Raw genomic sequence first — 18,568 nt, forward strand, 5'->3', positions numbered from 1 at the left:
TGAGGCGGAGCGGATGGCAAAGGCACAAGCAGTGTGTGGTGTCGGATGAAGAACGAAGAGGTCAGATCCGTTTTCCTGCGGAAAACGGATCTGACCCCGATGGCCGTCGAGCGAAGCGATCCGCTTCCGCTCTTGCTCTTCTTCTTTCTCTTCCGTGGGTGGACGCACACGGAAACTGTCAGAGGCCGGGCGGGGTGGGTTCGCGGGGGTGTCAGCCGCATGGATGCGGCTGCCAAGCCTACAAGGACGTACTTGCGGCGTCCCCCGCGAACCCACCCCGCCCGGCCAAGCGCGGCTTCTGCTTTTGCTTTGCACGACAAACCCCACCCACGAGGGGCTGCGCCGTTCGCCGGAACCTACGCCGAAGGCGCCGGCTTCTGCCGAAGCAGGCTGACCGCCAGGCCGCCAACAACCAACACACCCAGCCCCAGCAACGCCCACAGCAGCCACGACTTCCAGTCGTGCTGCGGCTTCAGTGCCGACTCACCGGCCAGCGGCTCCGGGCTGCCCTCCAGGCGCGCCAGCGTCGGCTGCCACGACGGATCATTGCGCTGCCGCAGCTCCTCGATCAGCACACCGATCGGCGCCTCCATCCGGCGCGCAGTCGAGCTGCCCACCGCCAGCGCATACGGCGCCGCGCCCTGGCTCAGGAACACCAACACTTCCGGCTGATAACCCAGACGCAGGGTTGGAGCCGTCGCCGTTTCAGCCGGATTCGCTACCAGCTTCCAGTAACGATCCCGATGCACACCGCCCAGCGGCTGCGCGGCCGATTGCTGACGCTGGCCCTGCGCGCCCTGCTGCAGCTGATAGGCAATCCACGGTGCACTACGGCGCTGCCATTCCGCGCTCTCGTCATCGCGGCTGAACAATGTCCACTGCACCAGGCTGTTGTCGGTGCTGGCCACGTCAGCACGCGCCGCCGGGAAGCGGCCATCCATCTCGAAGGTGTATTCGCCCTTGCGCTTCGAGGTCGGTTCCAGCGACAGCCACTCCCACGGCAGTGTGGCCGGTGCCGGCGGCAACTCGGCCAGTACGCTGCGCAGCGTTGGCAGACGGGCATCGCCCTGCGCCAGCACACGCAGATAGCGCGCTTCACCATCCACCTGCAGACGGCGCTGCAGCAGGCGCTTGCCGGCGCGCTGCAGATCCACCAGCGGAATGTCGCGGCCAATCGCACGCCAGTGCTGCAGGTCGTCGCTGACGTCCAGCTGCACCTGTGCCTGCAACGGCTGGCCACTATCCGCCCAATCCAGCACCAGTGCCGCCAATGGTTGCTGGCCGAGCACGCTGGCATCGATCAGCCAACCGCCCTGCCCGTTCGCTACCGCACCACCACCCACACGCGCCTCGACCCGGCGTACGCGACCATCGGTATCGCGCTCGGTCAGCAACTGCAGGTCGTTGCGCTGCGCTTCGGCCAGCGGCGGCAACGCGAACCACGGCAGCTCACGCTGCACCGGCGGCTGTGCCAGCGGCTGGTCCGGCGCCAGCAAGGCCGACGGCAACGATTGGCCGGCGGCATTGAACACCTGCACATCGCCCAGGTCCGCACTACCGGCGCGACGGTAGATCGCCGGTTCCAGCACGACACGGTAGGCACCCGATTGTGCGCTGGACAACGTCAGCGGCCACTGCTCGGCGTACTGGGTACGGTAATCGGCGGCCTGTGCGGTGACGGCGGCCAGCATGCCGAACATCGCCGGCAGCAGCGCCCTGCTCCACGTCTTCATTGTTTTTCCTCCACGGTCGGCGCCGCGCTCGGCGGTGCCGGTGCCAGATAACCCACGACCGTGCACAGCAGGCCGTAGGCGATGAACGATGCGATGCCCAGCAGGTTGCCCAGGTGCTGGCGATCGACGATGACCAGCTTGGCCAGCACCACGCCCATCAGCACCGCACCGACCATCCACAACACGCGCTGGCCACGGCGCGAGCCCCACACCCAGGCAATCACGCCGAGCACGCTCCACAGCACGGTCAGGCTGGTCTGCGCCAGGCTGAAGCGCATCATCGACGCGTTCCAGGACAGGCCGCCCCACTGATGCACGCCATGCAGCACAACGCTGGTCAACGCGACGAAGGTTGCCAGTGACAGCAGCGGCATGCGGATACCCAGCAGCGCCTGCGGCGCCTGATCGCTGTACAGCCAACGCGCCAGCAGCAGCAGGCTCAGCCACTGCCCGATCTCCGCCGGATTCAGCACCGGCAGCCACAGCAGCGGCGCAGCATCGCCCGGCAGCAGCTGGCCGGACAGCCAGCCGATCGACAACAGGCCGAACAGCACGCACTGCAGCGGCTGGCGCACGCGGTCGAACGCTGCACCCAGCGGCCAGCGCAGCGCATTCCAGCGCCACAGCGACAGCGCCGCCATCAGCAGCCACGGCAGGGTCACCAGCAGCGTCGTCCAGCCCTGTGCCAGATCGGCCTCGCCACCACCCCACAGAGCCAGCAGCGAAAGCAGCGACGGCCACAGCAGCCACCACAGGAACTGCGCGATGCGTGCCACGGTATTGCCGCCCTGGCGCAGGCACAGCAGCGTGCGCACGCCCAGCACCGCGAACACTGCCCAGGCCAGCGCGCCGTAGCCAGCGAACGGCTGATGGTGCGCGTCGCTCTGTATCAGCGCCAGTGGGAAGCCCAGCGCCAGCATCGCGAGTGCGGTCACCCCCAGCGCACGCGCCGGCTGGCGCCGCTGTACTTCGGCGGCCAGCCATGCGGTAACGGCAGCCAGCACCAGCAGTGCATCCACTTCGGTGCGGTACGGGAAGAAACGGGTGATCTCGTGCACCAGACCACCCAGCCACCACAGCAGGCCCCACAGGTAGTAGACCAGGGCAATCTCGTGGCGCTGCCTGCGCTGGTAGCTCCAGGCCGACGCGAAGCCGGCAACGGCCAGCAGCAATGCACCGATCGCGGTCGGGTTGAGCAGGAAGCGCAGGTCCTCATGCCAGTGATCGCCACCGGCCACGAAAGCGAACGCTGCGCCCATCTGCAACAACGCACCGGACACCTGCGGCAGCCAGCGTTTCTGGCGCAGGCCCAGCCAGGCCAGGCCTGCACCTTCCAGCGCGAACACCGCGCCGGTGGCACGCGCCGACAAGGCCAGCGGCACCGCCAGCGTGACGAAGCCCACCGCCAGCACCGCATGCGACTGCGCCAGCACGGTGTACGACGCGCGCGCAATCAGTGCCCGCGCCAGTACGGCGTAGATCGCCGCCAGGCCCAGTGCGCACAGCGCCAGCGTCATCGGCTGCTCGTGCAGCATGCCGGCCTGCAGCGAGAAGGCGACCAAGGGCGTACCGAACACCAGGCTGCCGTCGACCAGGTCACGCCGCCCGGCGGGCTGCCGGCGTGCGTACAGCAGCGGGATCAGCAGGTAGAAGGCGAAGAACAGCAGCAGGAACGGCTCGGTGCTGCTGAACTTGTCCGGCGCGTACTGCAGCACGCCCCAGAACGTACCGATGCCGAAGGTGAAGGCGAAGCCCAGCAGGTTCAGCGCGCGCCACGGCCGGAACCAGGCAATGGCGAAGATGCCGGCGTTGAGCACCGCGTAGTAGCTGAACAACCCCACGTGGTTGCCGCTGCCGGTGGACAGCCACAGCGGTGCCATGAAGCCTGCGAGGATGCCCAGCACCGCCAGCGTGCGCGAGTTCTGCACCACCGCCAGCACGCACAGCCCGGCCACCAGCGCGATCGAACTGGCGAAGGCAAACCCGGGGTTGAGCAACTCGAACCGCTTGAATGCGGCGAAGATGGTCAGCAGCAGCACGCCGATGGCACCGCCCTGCAGCGCCAGTGCGAACAAGCGCCGGCGCTCGCGCTGATGCCAACCGAACGCCAGCAGGCCCAGCGCACCCACGGTGACACCGGCCAGGCGCAGCTCGATCGGCAGCACCAGCCAGCCCTGGTCACTGACGTACTTCAACAGCGCGGCAACACCGGCCAGCAGCACCAGCATGCCGATCTTGACCGGCACGTTGCCCTCGGTGAACCAGCGCTTGACCGCTCCGATGCCGCGCTCGATGAAGTTCGGCAGCGTCGGTTCGGAAGGCAACGGCGGCTGCACTGGCACGGGTGGCACCGGCGGTGGTGCGACCGGGCGCGGCGCCTCCACTGCCGCAGGCACCGGTTCGTGCACCGGCGGCGGCATTGGCTGGGGGGAGGCGGCGCGGCAGCCGCCACCGGCCGCAGGAACGGCGGATCGGCGCCAGCCGCAGGCATGGGCGCAGCCCGTTCCGGCGCAGGCTCGGCTGCAGCCGGGCGGGCGGCCGGCGCGGCGGCCAAGGCACCTTCCAGCGCGGCCACTCGGCGGCGCAGGCCGGCAATCATCACCAGCGCCACCACCAGCAGCAGCGGGATGGCCAGCAGAACCAGTACCACCAGGGCTATCAATGCTTCCATTGCATGCTTCCATTGCAATCCCGCGCCCCAGCGGCAGCGGTCGACCGCCCCATGCTACGACAGGGCTGGCCCCATAAACGACGAACCCCGGCCAGGCCGGGGTCCGTGCGCGATCTTGGCCGGCCTTACTTGGCGGCGACGACCTTGGCCATTTCCAGGCACTTGTTCGAGTAGCCCCACTCGTTGTCGTACCAGGTGACCAGCTTGACGAAGGTGCCGTCCAGGGCGATGCCGGCTTCGGCGTCGAACACCGAGGTGCAGGTCTCGCCGCGGAAATCGGTGGCCACGACCTTGTCTTCGGTGTAGCCCAGGATGCCCTTCAGCGGGCCTTCGCTCTGTGCCTTCACTTCCGCGCAGATCTCGGCGTAGGTGGCTTCCTTTTCCAGCTCGACGGTCAGGTCGACCACCGACACGTCCGAGGTCGGGACACGGAAGCTCATGCCGGTCAGCTTCTTGTTCAGTTCCGGGATGACCACGCCGACGGCCTTGGCCGCACCGGTGGACGACGGAATGATGTTCTCCAGGATGCCGCGGCCACCACGCCAATCCTTGTTGGACGGGCCATCGACGGTCTTCTGGGTAGCGGTAGCCGCATGCACGGTGGTCATCAGGCCACGCTTGATGCCCCACTTGTCGTTGATGACCTTGGCCAGCGGGGCCAGGCAGTTGGTGGTGCACGACGCGTTGGAGACGATTGCCTGGCCGGCGTAGGTCTTGTCGTTCACGCCGTAGACGAACATCGGCGTGTCGTCCTTCGACGGGGCCGACATGATGACCTTCTTGGCGCCGGCATCGATGTGCTTCTGCGCGGTTTCCTTGGTCAGGAACAGGCCGGTGGATTCGATCACCACGTCCACGTCCACTTCGTTCCACTTCAGGTTGGCCGGGTCGCGTTCCTGGGTCAGGCGGATCTTCTTGCCGTTGACCAGCAGGTCGTTGCCCTGCACCGCCACGTCAGCCTTGAAACGGCCATGCACGGAGTCGTACTTGAGCATGTACGCCAGATAGTCCGGCTCCAGCAGATCGTTGATGGCCACGATTTCGATGTCGTCGCCGAAGTTCAGCACCGCCGAGCGCAGGACGTTACGCCCGATGCGACCGAAACCGTTGATACCAACCTTGATTGCCATGTTCTCAAGCTCCTGCGGCCGCGACGGGTGCGGCGGGATGGATAGGGCCCACAAGTCTAGCAAACCGGGGCTGGCCACCGCCGGGCAGCCCCGGCAGGCAGCAGGCCGGCGGACAGGATTTGATCCGGATCAAAGCGTTAGCGCGATGTGAGGCCGAGACTGGCTGCATCCACCCAGCAACGAGATCACCCCCATGCGCAAGACCTCCCCCCTGATCGTGGCCAGCCTGGCCGCCGCCCTGTCCCTCGCCGCCGCCCCGGCCATGGCCCAGTCCAAGGGCGACTGGACCCTCTCCGCCGGCGTGCACCAGGTGGCCCCGAAGTCGAACAACGGCTGGCTGGCCAACCACACCCTGAAGGTCGACGTCGACAACGACGTCAAGCCGACCATCACCGGTGAGTACTTCATCGCCGACAACCTGGGCATCGAAGTGCTGGCCGCGCTGCCGTTCAAGCACGACATCAACATCAACGGCCTGGGCCGCGTGGGCAGCACCAAGCAGCTGCCGCCGGTGGTGACCGTGCAGTACCACTTCAACAGCAAGGGCAAGGTGTCGCCGTTCATCGGTGCGGGCGTGAACTACACGACCTTCTTCAGCGAAGACACCACCGGTGCGCTGAAGGACAGCCGCCTGAAGCTGCAGGATTCGTGGGGCCTGGCCGCGCATGCGGGCGTGGACTTCGCGATCGGCGGGAAGGGCGCACTGCGCGTGGACATGCGCTGGATCGACATCGACAGCAAGGTGAAGTTGAACGGCGAGAAGATCGGCACGGTCAACATCGATCCGCTGGTCTACGGCGCTTCGTACGTCTTCAAGTTCTAAAGCGGTGTGTTGAGCGCGGGGGCTTCGCCCCCGCTCCCCCGCTACATGCAAAACCCTCGCAGCATGTTGCCCCGGTGATTGCCGGGGCTTTTTTATTTGCACGAAAAGCACCGGCATCTGGAATTGGGCGGAGAGGGTGGGGTGATCGGGACACGCCGTAAATACGTCCCTGTAGCAACTGTGTTGCTGGAGAGTCTCAGGCCCGTCAGGTAAACGGGCACGGTAGTGCCGGCCGCTGGCCGGCAGCCTTTGGTCTTTCGCCCTGGCTCGCCTCAGGCGGGGACTAGCCCGCTTTCAGCGTCGCGCACACGGGCGTTGAGGATGACCAGCATCTTCCGCATCACTGCCACGATGGCCACCTTGCCTTCCTTGCCGCGGGCTCGTAGCGACTGGTAAAAATCGCGCAGCCGAGGTTCATGCCGCATGGCCGACATTGCCGCCATGTAGAGCACTTGCCGGATTTCGGCTCTTCCACCGTGGATGCTTCGTTTTCCTCTCATCGTGCCGCTGTCGTGGGACATCGGGGCTACCCCGACCAGGCTGGCGATGCGCTTGCCAGTGATCCTGCCAAGCTCTGGCAGATAGCTGGCTAGAACTGCCTGCAGCACAGGCCCTACGCCCTTCATCGACTTCAGCATCTTCAGTTGAGGCTGCTGACCAACCTGCTCGACGATCTGCTTGCCCAGACGCTCAACCAACGTTTGTAGGCGGGTGATGTTGCCCTGCAGTAGTCGGCGCAGTTCACGATCAAGCACCATTTCCTGCTGTTGCCGCGCGATGGTCAGGGCGTCCATCGCCTGCCGACGTGCCCGAACGAACTCCCGCATCTTCTGCTGCCAAGACTGCAGCGGCTGATAGGGAGGCAGCTTCACCAGGGCGGCCATCTGCGCCAACGCGTAGGCATCCAAACGGTCGGTTTTGGCAGTCTGACCCAACCCCTGAGCCAGTTTCCGGGCGCGCAAGGCATTGGCACGGGCCACCGGATGACCGGCCTTGTGCAGGAAATCCAGCACCGGCTGCTCATAGCCACCCGTGGCTTCAAGCACGATCTGGCGGGTCGGACGCTTCTTCAGCCAAACATCCAGTTCAGAAAACCCGGAGCGGTTGTTGCTGACCTGCAGGGTTTCTCCGTCCGTCGTACCGATATCCAGCTGACGCTTGCTGACATCAATCCCGATCCCGTTCATCACCTGACTCCGTATAGTCTGGAAGGGTCGAGAGCTCCCCCGCTTGCCCAGTCTTATCGCTTCGAGTGGTCGCTCCAGCAACTGTTCGGGCGGATCAAGGGAGATTCCGGCGTGGGCGCCAAGCTACATGGCGATCGTCGCGATCCTGGTTACGGATCGTCGAGATCTAGGCTCGCACGGCGGCCCACGCCGGCTCTCGACGCCTACGCTGCCAGATTCCGATCAGATAAGGCTCGATCGCCGCATCCATGCGGCGAACGGTCCCGATCACCCCACCCTCTCCACCCTTCCCATCTGCGCGCGCGTGCCAGCTCAAGCAAAGGCAAGAGCAGAAGCAGAACCTGAACATCCGAGGCGTAGTGGTTGCCTGTAATTGCAGGAGGCCGATTTTGATCCTGCATTTGTTTTTGATGTTGCCTTTGACGTTTGCATCCGCCTCCGCGGCCATGTTTGGAGGGGAGCGCAGCGGGAGGGGCGGCGGGACCGTTGGTGCCATGGATGGCGCCATCGAGCCCCCATGGATGGGTTTACGGCGTGTCCCGCCGCCCCTCCCGCTGCGCTCCCACTTCGGAACAGGAACGCGCCGCTCTTCAATCCACCTGCCCCCGCTAGAATGTGCGCATGAAAGCCCTGCACTCCTTCTTCCTCGCCGCCGCCCTGGCGCCGGCCCTGCTGTCCGTCTCCGCCCCCGCCCATGCCTGGGGCGCGCAAGGCCACCGCCTTGTCGCCGAAGTCGCTGACGCCCGCCTCAACCCCACCACCCGCGCCGAAGTGGACCGCCTGCTGGCCACCGAACCGGACGCCACGCTGGCCAGCATCGCGCCGTGGGCCGATCAGCTGCGTGCCAAGGATCCGGGCCTGGGCCGTCGCTCGGCCGGCTGGCACTACGTCAACATCGCCGAAGACAACTGCCACTACGAAGCACCGAAGCACTGCAAGAACGGCAACTGCATCGTCGAGGCCCTGAAGGCACAGAGCGCCATCCTCGGCGACCGAAGCCTGACCGACGGCGAGCGCCTGCAGGCGCTGAAGTTCGTCGTGCACCTGGTCGGCGACATCCATCAGCCGATGCATGCCGGTTACGCCCACGACAAGGGCGGCAACGACTTCCAGCTGCAGTTCGGCAACCGCGGTACCAACCTGCACTCGCTGTGGGACAGCGGCATGCTCAACACCCGCAAGCTGGACGACGCCGGCTATCTCCCGCTGCTGCAGAGCCAGCGCGCGCCGAAGCTGGCGCGCCAGTCCAACCCGCAGCGCGACCCGCAGACGTGGGCCGAAGCCAGCTGCCGCATCTCCATGCAAGCTGGCGTTTATCCGGCCTCGCGTAAAATCGGTGACGAATACACCGAGCGCTACCGGCCGCTGGCCGAAGCGCAGCTGCGACTGGCCGGTGAGAACCTGGCGCAGTTGCTGAACCGCGTGCTCGGCACGCGCTGAGGAGCGTTCCAATGTCAGTCCAGGTGCAGTCGTTCTTCCACCGTGACAGCAATACCTTCAGCTATCTGGTCAGTGATCCGGCCAGCGGCGAGGCAGCGCTGATCGACCCGGTCCTGGACTACGACCCGGATACCGATGCCAGCAGTGAAGCGCCGCTGCATGCCGCGTTGCAGGCCATCGAACAACAGGGCCTGCAGCTGCGCTGGCTGCTGGAAACCCATGCCCACGCCGACCATGTGTCAGCTGGGCGCCGCCTGAAGGAGCGCTTCCCGCAGGCCACGCTGGCCATCGGCGAAGGCATCCGCGCGGTGCAGGCCACCTTCGCACCGCGCTATGGGCTGCAGCTTCCGGCGGCCGATGACATCTTCGATCACCTGTTCAGCGATAGCGAAACCTTTGCTCTGGGCGAACTGCGCTGTCAGGTGATCGCCGTGCCCGGCCATACCAGCGACAGCATCGCCTACCTGATCGACGATGCGCTGTTCACCGGTGACTCGCTGTTCATGCCCGACGGCGGTACCGCCCGCTGCGACTTCCCGGGTGGCGATGCCGCGCAGTTGTACCGTTCAATCCAGCGCCTGCTGGCGCTGCCCGATGCGACGCGCGTGTTCGTCTGCCACGACTACGGTCCGGGTGGTCGTGCATTCGCCAACGAAACCACCATCGGCGAACAGCGCGCACACAACATCCACGTGCATGACGGCGTGGCCGAGGCGGAGTTCGTCAGCGTGCGCCAGGCACGCGATGCGACGCTGGAAGAACCCAAGCTGATGCAGCCCGCGGTGAAGGCCAACATCCAGGGCGGGGCCTGACCCACGCCGCTGCGCTCGCCGGGCATGGCCCGGCGCTACCCCGGTCATCGCAAGCGATCATTTTCCCTGCGTACGCACCACGTGCTGTCCCTTCACGATTTCGAAGGTGAAGGCATACTGCAGGGTGACCGCCACCGGCTCGACGCGCTCGGCGCCGCGACAGTCGCCACGGTCGGCAGGCACCTTGCCAGCCGCGAAGTGGCAGACCGCTGCGGACGAGTACTTCCACATCGCCACGGCTTCCTGCGCCGCCTGCAGCAGGGGCGCATTCTCGCCTGCAGCACCTGCCGCGCACTCAGGGCGATCGGTCAGCGGCACGCTGCGTTCGACACTGCCCTGTGCATCAACCACCACCTGCAGGCAGATGGTGGTCGGTGCCAGCTCCGCACGCGGGTCACGATCACCGACCTCCGGATCCGGCGCCGCGTACAACTGCGGCATCCGGTAGCCCTCGCTCGCGCCCAGCGAATACGTCTGCACTTGCCCGCTGCCGCCACCGGCCTGCGGCTGCAGGCGCTGATGGCCGACATTCTCGCTGCGGGTATCCACGGTGGTCAGCCGGTCCTGGGTTGCGCATCCTGCCAACAGCGCCGCCATCATCAACAGCGGCGCGGACTTCACTGGGAGTCCTCGGTGTTGTCCATGGCATAGGTGATCGGAATCTTCACAGCCCCTGCAACGGGCTTTCCGTTCTTCATCGCCGGACGATAGGTCCAGCTCCGCGCAGCGGCGATCGACACCGCATCGAACACACCCGGATTGCTTGCACTGAGCACCTGGACGTCAGTCGGATGGCCGTTGGCATCCACGTCCACGCGCAGGTTCACCACGCCCACCTGGCGCTGTTCGATGGCGGACTTCGGATAGGACGGTGGCGGCATCTTGTCGACCTCTATCTCCCGATCCATGGCGGCCCCTGTCTGGCCGTCTGCGGCTGCACCGCCCTGGCTGGCCCACGCCACCGCTCCCATTCCCAGACACAACCCGACCACCAGAACTTGCCCCGACACCCACGGCAATGCCTTCCGCTTGGACTGCTTCAACATGGCGATACGCTCCTTCAACACGGGTTGGCTGCGCCAATGGCAGACCGCTGGCGCAACCGGATGGACCAGCTGCGCCTTCAGCAGCGTGCTGGCGTAGAGACCGCGCAGCGCAGGCTGCGGGGCAATGGTGCGGGCATCGCAGGCCAGTTCCTGGTCCCGCAGGAAGCGGCGTGCAGCCCATGGCAGAAGCGGATGGAACCAGAACACCGCGCGTGCCATCAGCAGCGCCCCATTGGCCCAGTGATCGCCATTGCGACGGTGGCTGCGCTCGTGCTGCAGGATCAGGCCCTGCTCCTGTGCGGTGAACTGCTGGTCGAAGTCCGGGCCTACCACGATGCGCGGACGCCACAGGCCGACCAGCGCGGGCAGGCCCGGGTCGGCGCTGGCCTGCCAGCTGCCATCGGCGCGTGCACACAGTTGGCCCATGCCACGTTCAAAGCGCCGCTGCGCACGTAGATCGCGTAGCAGACAAAGGACCGCCCCCAGCATCCATGCCAGCAGCAACAGCCCGGCCCACGGCAACGACTGCCCTGCCATGCCTTCGACGGCGCCGGGTACCACTTTCAGCGGCAGCGTCGGCACATGCTCCAGAAGTGCCACCTGTGGCAGCGGCAGCAGCAGGGCCAGCAGCAGCAGCGGCAGCAGCCACCAGCTGCGGTAGGCCAGCCCAGCGCCCCCCAACCGCACGAGCAGCGGTCGCAGCACCGCCAGCAGGACCACGCCCACTGCCAGCCACAGGCTGGCCTGCCACAGTCCGTCGAGCAGCTCAGTCATGGTCCAGCTCCTGGATCAGCTTCTTCAGTTCGGCGATGTCCTGCGCACTCAGCTGGCCCCGTTCGCTGAAGTGCGCGACCAGCGGCGCCACACGCCCTTCGAAGACACGGCCGATGAAGTCCTGGCTCTGCGCCTCCACCCACGCCTGTCGCTGCAGCAGCGGCCGGTACAGGTAGCGCCGTCCATCGCGCTCGGCGGCGATCGCCCCCTTGGTCAGCAGGCGGTTGAGCAGGGTCTTGATGGTCGGCTCGGCCCAGTCACGATGGGCCAGCGCGGCCACCACGTCATCGGCGCTACGCGGTGCCTGCTGCCACAGCACCTCCATCACAACGGCTTCGGCTTCGCTGATCGGGGTCATGGTTTACATCCGTAATCGATAACCCGATTACGCGCGTAATCGAATCGTCTGTCAAGCCCCTCGACTCCAGGTTCATCCCGGCTGCGCCAGCATCGATTCCTCCCGCCCCAGGCCCCGGATGAAAGCGCTGCCCAAGAAGGAATTCCCGGTCGAGCAGGCCCGCCGCTTCCTCGAACCCGGCCCGATCGTGCTGGTCAGCACGGCGTGGCGCGGCCAGCGCAACCTGATGACGATGGGCTGGCACATGGTGATGGGCTTCTCGCCCTCGCTGGTCGCCACCTACCTGTGGCACGAGAACCACAGCCATGCACTGGCGCGCGGCAGCGGCGAGTGCGTGATCAACGTGCCGGGGGTGGAACTGCTCGATACCGTGGTGGACATCGGCAACTGCAGCGGCCGCGAGGTCGACAAGTTCGCCCGTTTCGAGCTTGATGCGCTGCCGGCGCGCGAGGTCGGTGCACCGCTGGTCGGGCAATGCCATTCGTGCTTCGAATGCCGCCTCTACGACGATAGCCAAGTGGAATCGAGCAACCTGTTCATCTGGGAAATCGTGCGGGCCCATGTTGCACCACGCCCAAAGCTGCCGCGCACGGTGCATTACCGGGGCGATGGGCAGTTCATGGTGTCTGGCGCCGAAGTCTCGCGTCGACGGCGGTTCAAGCCCGACATGCTGTAATGCCCGCACTCCCCCACACGCAGGACCGCCGCGCATGACCGAACACCTCACCGACCTGGACGCCGCCGTCGATTGGTTGTTCGCGCGCGTGGACGGGCCGCTGCGGATCGGGGCACCGCTGGCACTGGGCAAGCCGCATCGGCTGCTCAATGCCCTTTACGCACGCGTCGAGCACGATCCGTCGCGGCCACTGCAGCTGTATACCGCGCTGTCGCTGAACCCGCCGAAGGCGCGCGGCAACGGCCTGGAAGCGCGCTTCATGGCGCCGTTTGCGCAGCGCCATTTCGGCGACGATTTCCCGCGCCTGGCCTATGCCGATGCGATCACGCGCGACGCGTTGCCGGCACATGTGCAGGTGGAAGAGTTCTACATGCAGTCCGGCGCCCTGCTCGGCTCGCGGCAGGCGCAGTCCAGCTATACCAGCCTGAACTACACCCACGCTGCCGATGCGGTGGCGCAGCGCGCGCCGCAGGTGATCGTGCAGAAGGTGGCGATGCGGCCGAACGACCGCCGGCTCTCGCTGTCGTGCAACAACGACATCACCCAGGACACGCTGGATGCGATGACCGCTCGCGGGCTGCCTCGCCCGCTGCTGATCGCCGAGATCGATCCGCAGCTGCCCTATATGGGCGGCTCGGCTACGGTCGATGTGTCGTTCTTCGATCTGGTGATCACCCCGCCGCCGCCGTATCCGGCGCTGTTCGGGCTGCCGCGGCAGCCGGTCGGCGATGCCGACTACGCGATCGGCCTGTATGCCAGCACGCTGGTGCGCGACGGCGGCACCCTGCAGATCGGCATCGGCACGCTGGCCGACGCGCTCAGCCATGCGCTGGTGCTGCGCCACACCGACAACGCGCGCTACCGGCGCGTGCTGCATGCGCTGGATCCGCAGCTGGCCAGCCACCCGCTGGTGCAGGAAATCGGCGGACTGGATCCGTTCGAGGTCGGCCTGTATGGCTGCAGCGAAATGCTCAACGAGGGCTTCCGCCGGCTGGTGCAGACCGGCGTGATCAAGCGCAAGGTGCACGACGATCTGGCGCTGATGCAGCGCATCGAGAACGGCAGCACCCTGTCCATCGACCACGCCACCCTGGCTGCCGAGGGCGAGTATCTGCATGGCGCCTTCTACCTGGGCTCGCCGGAGTTCTACGAGTGGTTGCGCACGCTGCCGGAAGACGAATGCCGTGCGATCGGCATGCGCCGCATCAGCGAGATCAACCAGCTGTACGGTGGCAACGAGACACTGGAACGCCTGCAGCGCCGGCACGCGCGCTTCTTCAACTCCTGCATGATGGCCACCGCGCTGGGCGCGGCGGTGTCGGATGCGCTGGATGATGGACGTGTGGTGTCCGGCGTGGGTGGTCAGTACAACTTCGTGGCGATGGCACATGCGCTGCCGGAAGCCCGCAGCGTCTTGATGTTCCGCGCCGCGCGCGATGACAAGGGCCAGCGCGAATCCAACGTGCGCTGGAACTACGGGCACACCACCATCCCACGCCACCTGCGCGACATCTACCTCAACGAATACGGCATCGCCGACCTGCGCGGCCTGACCGACGAGGACTGCGTGCATGCGATGACCGCAATCACCGAGGCCCCGTTCCAGGGCGGCCTGCTGCAGCAGGCACACGCCTCGCGCAAGCTGCTGGCGGCCACGCAACCGGATCCGGAGCGCCAGCAGCGCAACACGCCGCAGGCACTGTCCGCGGCACTGGCACCGTTCCGCGTCGATGGCAGCCTGCCCGACTATCCGTTGGGCAGCGACTTCAACGAGATCGAGCAGGTGCTGGTGAAAGCGCTGGGCTGGCTGAAGGCCAACACGCAGACCCGCGGCGACAAACTGCGTACCGTCTGGGCAGCGCTGCGGCAACCGGCTGGCGACGGCGATGCGGTGTACCTGCAGCGCATGGGCCTGCAGGCACCCAAGGATTTCGCCGAACGCCTGGACGCGCGACTGCTGCGGCTGGCGCTGGCGCGTACCGCCTGAAAAAAAGGGACGGAGGGGATCAAGTCGTTTGTGCACAAACGACTTGATCCCCTCCGTCCCCTTTTCTCTCGAGCAAAGAAAAGGCCGGCGTGCGCCGGCCTTTCCCTTCCTGCTTCGCGAGGCTGCTTACAGCGCCTTGGCCGCTTCCACCACGTGGGCGGTGGTGATGCCGAAGTGCTTGTACAGCTGGTCGGCCGGGGCCGAGGCACCGAAGGTGTCGATACCAATCACCGCACCGTCCAGGCCGACGAACTGGCGCCAGAAACCGGTGACGCCGGCTTCCACCGCAACGCGTTTGCGCACGGCGTTCGGCAGCACCGATTCACGGTAGGCCGCATCCTGGCGCAGGAACACGTCGGTGGACGGCATCGAGACCACGCGGGTCTTGAGGCCAGCTGCATCCAGCTGGGCCTTGGCTTCGGTGGCCAGCGAAACTTCTGAACCGGTGGCGATCAGGATCACGTCCGGGGTACCGGCGGCATCGGCCAGCACGTAGCCACCGCGCTCGATCTGGGCGATCTGCTCGGCGTCGCGCGGCTGGTGCGGCAGGTTCTGGCGGCTGAACACCAGGCAGCTCGGGCCATCCTGACGGGTGATCGCAGCCTTCCAGCTCACAGCCGACTCGACCGCATCGCACGGACGCCACACGTCGTTGTTCGGGATGTAGCGCAGCGAGGCCAGGTGCTCCACCGGCTGGTGGGTCGGGCCGTCTTCGCCCAGGCCGATAGAGTCGTGGGTGTAGACGTGGATGGCGTGGGCCGGGATCAGCGCGCTCATGCGCACGCCGTTGCGGGCGTAATCGCTGAACACCAGGAAGGTGGCGTCGAACGGAATGAAGCCGCCGTGCAGGGCCAGGCCGTTGGCAATGGCGGTCATGCCGAACTCGCGCACGCCGTAGTACACGTAGTTGGCGTTGGCGTCGTCGCTGGCAACCGACTTGCTGCCCTTCCACAGGGTCAGGTTGGAGTGCGCCAGGTCGGCCGAGCCGCCGACGATTTCCGGCAGCAGCGGGGCGTAGGCTTCGATGGCCAGCTGCGAGGCCTTGCGCGAAGCGATCGTCGGGCCTTCAGCGGCCACCTGGGCGATGTAGGCATCGGCCTTGGAAACGAAGTCGGCCGGCAGCTCGCCGTGCGAACGGCGGGTCAGCTCGGACGCTTCAGCCGGGTACTGGCTGGCGTACTTGTCGAACAGCTGTTCCCACTCGGCCTGGCGCAGGGTGCCAGCGCCATTGGCGCGCCAGCCGTCGTAGATCGCCTGCGGGATCTCGAACGGACCGTATTCCCAGCCCAGCTGCTTGCGGGTGGCTTCCAGCTCGTCCTTGCCCAGCGGAGCGCCGTGGCTGGATTCCTTGCCCGCCTTGTTCGGCGAACCGAAACCAATGGTGGTGCGGCAGCAGATCAGGGTCGGCTTGTCGCTCTGCGACAGCGCGGCCTCGATGCCGGCCTTGATGCTTTCCGGGTCGTGGCCATCGACATCGCGCACGACGTTCCAGCCATAGGCCTCGAAACGCTCCGGGGTATTGTCGGTGAACCAGCCCTCGACGTTGCCGTCGATGGAGATGTGGTTGTTGTCCCAGAAGCAGACCAGCTTGTGCAGGCCCCAGGTGCCGGCCAGCGACGCCGCTTCATGCGACACGCCTTCCATCAGGCAGCCATCGCCCATGAACACCCAGGTGCGGTGGTCGACCACTTCCAGTTCCGGGCGGTTGAAGCGCTGTGCCAGCAGCTTCTCGGCCAGGGCGAAGCCCACGGCATTGGCGAAACCCTGGCCCAGCGGGCCGGTGGTGGTTTCCACGCCCGGGGTCTCGTGGCGTTCCGGGTGGCCGGCGGTGTGGCTGCCCAGCTGGCGGAACAGCTTCAGCTGCTCGATCGGCAGGTCGTAACCGCTCAGGTGCAGCAGCGCGTACTGCAGCATCGAACCGTGGCCGTTGGACAGCACGAAACGGTCGCGGTTGAACCAGTGCGGGTTGCTCGGGTTATGGCGGAGATAGTCGTTCCAGAGGACTTCGGCGATGTCGGCCATGCCCATGGGCATGCCGGGGTGGCCGGACTTTGCGGTTTCAACCGCATCGGCGGCAAGGAAGCGGATGGCGTTGGCCAACTGGCGACGGGTAGGCTGCGTCATGGTTCTGTCGGAATCGGGAGGCGGCCGCGGACGTGCGGGCGGCCTATTGTCCCATAGTCGCCGGGCGGGGGGTCGGTTCACCTTGCCCGGTCGTGCCGGCCGCTGGCCGGCAGTTGCGCAGAATTCAATGAAGATCATGAAGTTGCCGGCCAGCGGCCGGCACTACCCCGCCCCCGGAGTTCGGGGGCTGCGCCATAGGCGCCGGGGTGTGGAGGCCGGTAAGGGGGGCCCGCGATTCGCATCGCGAAACGTGGGAGCGGCAGCGCGCATGCGATGACGCGTACCCGGCCAGCGGCCGGCACTACCTGCCCCCGGAGTTCGGGGGCTGCGCCATAGGCGCCGGGGTGTGGAGGCCGGTAAGGGGGGCCCGCGATTCGCATCGCGAAACGTGGGAGCGGCAGCGCGCATGCGATGACGCGTACCCGGCCAGCGGCCGGCACTACCCGTCCCCGGAGTCCCGGGACGGGAATCCGGACTCAGTCCTGCTGCGGGCCCAGCGCCGGGCCATCGTGCGACTCACCCTTGGCCACCAGGGTGGTAAGGGCCAGGTCGCCGGTCACGTTCAGCGCGGTACGGCACATGTCCAGGAAGTGGTTCACGCCCAGGATCAGGCCGATGCCCAGCGGGTTCACGCCCACCATCGCGCAGATCATCGCCACCACCGGCAGCGAGCCTGACGGCACGCCGGCCGTGCCGATGCCACCGAGGATGCAGACCGCCATCACCATGATCTGCTGGCCGATGCTCAGGTCCACGCCGAAGAACTGGGCCAGGAAGATCACCGTCACGCCCTCGAACAGCGCGGTGCCGTTCTGGTTGGCGGTGGCGCCCACGGTCAGCACGAAGCGCGACACGCGCTGCGGCAGGCCCATCTGGTCGGCCACGCGCAGCGCGGTCGGCAGGGTGGCGTTGCTGGAGGCGGTGGAGAACGCCATCACCGTCGCTTCCTGGGTATCGCGGAAGAACGACAGCGGCGAACGACCGGACAGCCATACGGCCGTGCCGTAGCTCACCACCATGTGCAGGCCGAGTGCCAGCACCACCACGCCCACGTAGGCGCCGAGGCGGATGATCAGCTCGAAGCCGAACAGCGCGGCCAGGTTGAACATGAAGCAGGCCACCGCATACGGGGCCAGGCGGATGACCAGGTTGATCAGGGTCATCGAAATTTCGAACACGCCTTCGATGGCGCGGCGCAGCGGCGCGACCTTCTCGTTGTCGGTCAGCACCATGCCGATGCCGAACATCAGCGCGAAGAACATCAGCGACAGGATCGCGCCGTTGTCAGACGCGGCCTGCAGCACGTTGCTCGGCACGATCGACAGCAGCATGTCCATGCCCTTCGGCGTGCCATGGATGCCCGCGACAATCTCCTTGCTGCGCTCGGCGTTCTCCGACAGCATCATCGCAGCGACCTGCGGGTCGACGCCGACACCCGGCTTGAGCAGGTTCACCAGCACCAGCCCGATGCCCACGGCAATGCCGGACAGCAGCACGGTATAGGCCAGGGTCTTCCAACCGATGCGGCCAAGGGCGCGGATGTCGCCCATCTCCGACACACCCATGATCAGCGCCGAGAAGATCAGCGGCACGATCAGCATGAAGATCAGGTTGAGGAACAGGCCCGAAGCCGGGGTGGTGATGTAGTCCATTACCCACTTGGCACCGGCCTGCAGACCATCGACGCTGCCGCCCAGGGCGTGCACGATCAGTCCCAGGATCAGGCCGATCGCAAAGCCGATGCCCATCTTCCAATGCAGGGGCAACTTCTTCTTGTCGGCAGCAGCTGCTGTCATGCGCGGGTTTC

General features: G+C 66.5%; 13 protein-coding genes and 1 pseudogene. 5 read left to right on the forward strand and 9 right to left on the reverse strand.

The annotated features are described in order from the left end of the window. Window positions 1-356: 356 nt before the first annotated feature. The 3 genes and pseudogenes from ACZK13_RS16785 to gap all read right to left on the reverse strand — a co-directional run bounded on the left by ACZK13_RS16785 (window position 357) and on the right by gap (window position 5,534). Window positions 357-1,733, reverse strand: a complete 1,377-nt coding sequence (locus ACZK13_RS16785; protein WP_049422663.1) for a DUF3999 domain-containing protein — start codon at window positions 1,731-1,733, stop codon at window positions 357-359. Beyond that, window positions 1,730-4,404: pseudogene (locus ACZK13_RS16790) on the reverse strand (DUF2339 domain-containing protein). The gene ACZK13_RS16785 and the pseudogene ACZK13_RS16790 overlap by 4 nt, the downstream one beginning before the upstream one ends. Window positions 4,405-4,529: 125 nt before the next feature. Continuing rightward, entirely contained in the window at window positions 4,530-5,534 is a 1,005-nt protein-coding gene (gene gap / locus ACZK13_RS16795; RefSeq protein WP_032127866.1) for a type I glyceraldehyde-3-phosphate dehydrogenase, read from the reverse strand. Between the two features lie 193 nt (window positions 5,535-5,727). Between gap and ACZK13_RS16800 the strand changes: the two genes are divergently transcribed. Beyond that, entirely contained in the window at window positions 5,728-6,357 is a 630-nt protein-coding gene (locus tag ACZK13_RS16800) for an OmpW/AlkL family protein (RefSeq protein WP_125894137.1), read from the forward strand. 272 nt (window positions 6,358-6,629) lie between these two features. On the opposite strand, the gene ACZK13_RS16805 is transcribed toward ACZK13_RS16800, so the two are convergent. Continuing rightward, window positions 6,630-7,544, reverse strand: coding sequence for an IS110 family RNA-guided transposase (locus tag ACZK13_RS16805; protein WP_180838801.1), 915 nt, complete (start codon window positions 7,542-7,544; stop codon window positions 6,630-6,632). Window positions 7,545-8,165: 621 nt separating this feature from the next. On the opposite strand from ACZK13_RS16805, the gene ACZK13_RS16810 reads away from it, so the two are divergent. Both ACZK13_RS16810 and ACZK13_RS16815 read left to right on the forward strand, forming a co-directional pair. Next, the gene (locus tag ACZK13_RS16810) at window positions 8,166-8,984 is read left to right on the forward strand and encodes a S1/P1 nuclease (RefSeq protein ID WP_180838622.1); all 819 of its coding nucleotides are present in this window, start codon (window positions 8,166-8,168) and stop codon (window positions 8,982-8,984) included. Window positions 8,985-8,995: 11 nt separating this feature from the next. Next, the gene (locus ACZK13_RS16815; RefSeq protein ID WP_071229432.1) at window positions 8,996-9,796 is read left to right on the forward strand and encodes an MBL fold metallo-hydrolase; all 801 of its coding nucleotides are present in this window, start codon (window positions 8,996-8,998) and stop codon (window positions 9,794-9,796) included. Between the two features lie 57 nt (window positions 9,797-9,853). On the opposite strand, the gene ACZK13_RS16820 is transcribed toward ACZK13_RS16815, so the two are convergent. The 3 genes from ACZK13_RS16820 to ACZK13_RS16830 are packed head-to-tail and all read right to left on the reverse strand — an operon-like array spanning window position 9,854 to window position 11,974. Then, complete coding sequence (locus ACZK13_RS16820; RefSeq protein ID WP_180838621.1) at window positions 9,854-10,417, reverse strand: hypothetical protein; 564 nt, start codon at window positions 10,415-10,417, stop codon at window positions 9,854-9,856. Then, window positions 10,414-11,616, reverse strand: coding sequence for a M56 family metallopeptidase (locus tag ACZK13_RS16825; protein ID WP_180838620.1), 1,203 nt, complete (start codon window positions 11,614-11,616; stop codon window positions 10,414-10,416). Before ACZK13_RS16825 ends, ACZK13_RS16820 begins: the two co-directional genes overlap by 4 nt. Then, window positions 11,609-11,974 carry a BlaI/MecI/CopY family transcriptional regulator gene (locus tag ACZK13_RS16830; protein ID WP_010484077.1) on the reverse strand — a complete coding sequence of 122 codons (366 nt, stop codon included), beginning with the start codon at window positions 11,972-11,974 and terminating at the stop codon, window positions 11,609-11,611. The genes ACZK13_RS16825 and ACZK13_RS16830 overlap by 8 nt, the downstream gene beginning before the upstream one ends. 118 nt (window positions 11,975-12,092) lie before the next feature. Here ACZK13_RS16830 and ACZK13_RS16835 point away from each other — a divergent pair, with 118 nt between their 5' ends. Together ACZK13_RS16835 and ACZK13_RS16840 are read left to right on the forward strand one after the other, a co-directional pair. Continuing rightward, window positions 12,093-12,650: a flavin reductase family protein gene (locus tag ACZK13_RS16835; protein ID WP_125894125.1), complete on the forward strand. Its 558-nt coding sequence runs from the start codon at window positions 12,093-12,095 to the stop codon at window positions 12,648-12,650. A 34-nt stretch (window positions 12,651-12,684) separates the two neighbouring features. After that, window positions 12,685-14,637, forward strand: coding sequence for an acetyl-CoA hydrolase/transferase C-terminal domain-containing protein (locus tag ACZK13_RS16840; protein WP_180838619.1), 1,953 nt, complete (start codon window positions 12,685-12,687; stop codon window positions 14,635-14,637). Between the two features lie 126 nt (window positions 14,638-14,763). On the opposite strand, the gene tkt is transcribed toward ACZK13_RS16840, so the two are convergent. Beyond that, complete coding sequence (gene tkt, locus ACZK13_RS16845) at window positions 14,764-16,761, reverse strand: transketolase (protein ID WP_253146060.1); 1,998 nt, start codon at window positions 16,759-16,761, stop codon at window positions 14,764-14,766. Between the two features lie 476 nt (window positions 16,762-17,237). Continuing rightward, window positions 17,238-18,557 (reverse strand): dicarboxylate/amino acid:cation symporter, encoded by a 1,320-nt coding sequence (locus tag ACZK13_RS16850; protein WP_032127858.1) that lies wholly within the window; start codon window positions 18,555-18,557, stop codon window positions 17,238-17,240. Window positions 18,558-18,568 lie beyond the last annotated feature (11 nt).

Source organism: Stenotrophomonas sp. 99219_Sma, assembly GCF_056480785.1.

What these genes read in the sequence shown, in the direction of transcription:
- ACZK13_RS16785 (WP_049422663.1), bottom strand. Translation starts at nt 1,733, where the DNA reads ATGAAGACGTGGAGCAGGGCGCTGCTGCCGGCGATGTTCGGCATGCTG.
- gap (WP_032127866.1), bottom strand. Translation starts at nt 5,534, where the DNA reads ATGGCAATCAAGGTTGGTATCAACGGTTTCGGTCGCATCGGGCGTAAC.
- ACZK13_RS16800 (WP_125894137.1), top strand. Translation starts at nt 5,728, where the DNA reads ATGCGCAAGACCTCCCCCCTGATCGTGGCCAGCCTGGCCGCCGCCCTG.
- ACZK13_RS16805 (WP_180838801.1), bottom strand. Translation starts at nt 7,544, where the DNA reads ATGAACGGGATCGGGATTGATGTCAGCAAGCGTCAGCTGGATATCGGT.
- ACZK13_RS16810 (WP_180838622.1), top strand. Translation starts at nt 8,166, where the DNA reads ATGAAAGCCCTGCACTCCTTCTTCCTCGCCGCCGCCCTGGCGCCGGCC.
- ACZK13_RS16815 (WP_071229432.1), top strand. Translation starts at nt 8,996, where the DNA reads ATGTCAGTCCAGGTGCAGTCGTTCTTCCACCGTGACAGCAATACCTTC.
- ACZK13_RS16825 (WP_180838620.1), bottom strand. Translation starts at nt 11,616, where the DNA reads ATGACTGAGCTGCTCGACGGACTGTGGCAGGCCAGCCTGTGGCTGGCA.
- ACZK13_RS16830 (WP_010484077.1), bottom strand. Translation starts at nt 11,974, where the DNA reads ATGACCCCGATCAGCGAAGCCGAAGCCGTTGTGATGGAGGTGCTGTGG.
- ACZK13_RS16835 (WP_125894125.1), top strand. Translation starts at nt 12,093, where the DNA reads ATGAAAGCGCTGCCCAAGAAGGAATTCCCGGTCGAGCAGGCCCGCCGC.
- ACZK13_RS16840 (WP_180838619.1), top strand. Translation starts at nt 12,685, where the DNA reads ATGACCGAACACCTCACCGACCTGGACGCCGCCGTCGATTGGTTGTTC.
- tkt (WP_253146060.1), bottom strand. Translation starts at nt 16,761, where the DNA reads ATGACGCAGCCTACCCGTCGCCAGTTGGCCAACGCCATCCGCTTCCTT.
- ACZK13_RS16850 (WP_032127858.1), bottom strand. Translation starts at nt 18,557, where the DNA reads ATGACAGCAGCTGCTGCCGACAAGAAGAAGTTGCCCCTGCATTGGAAG.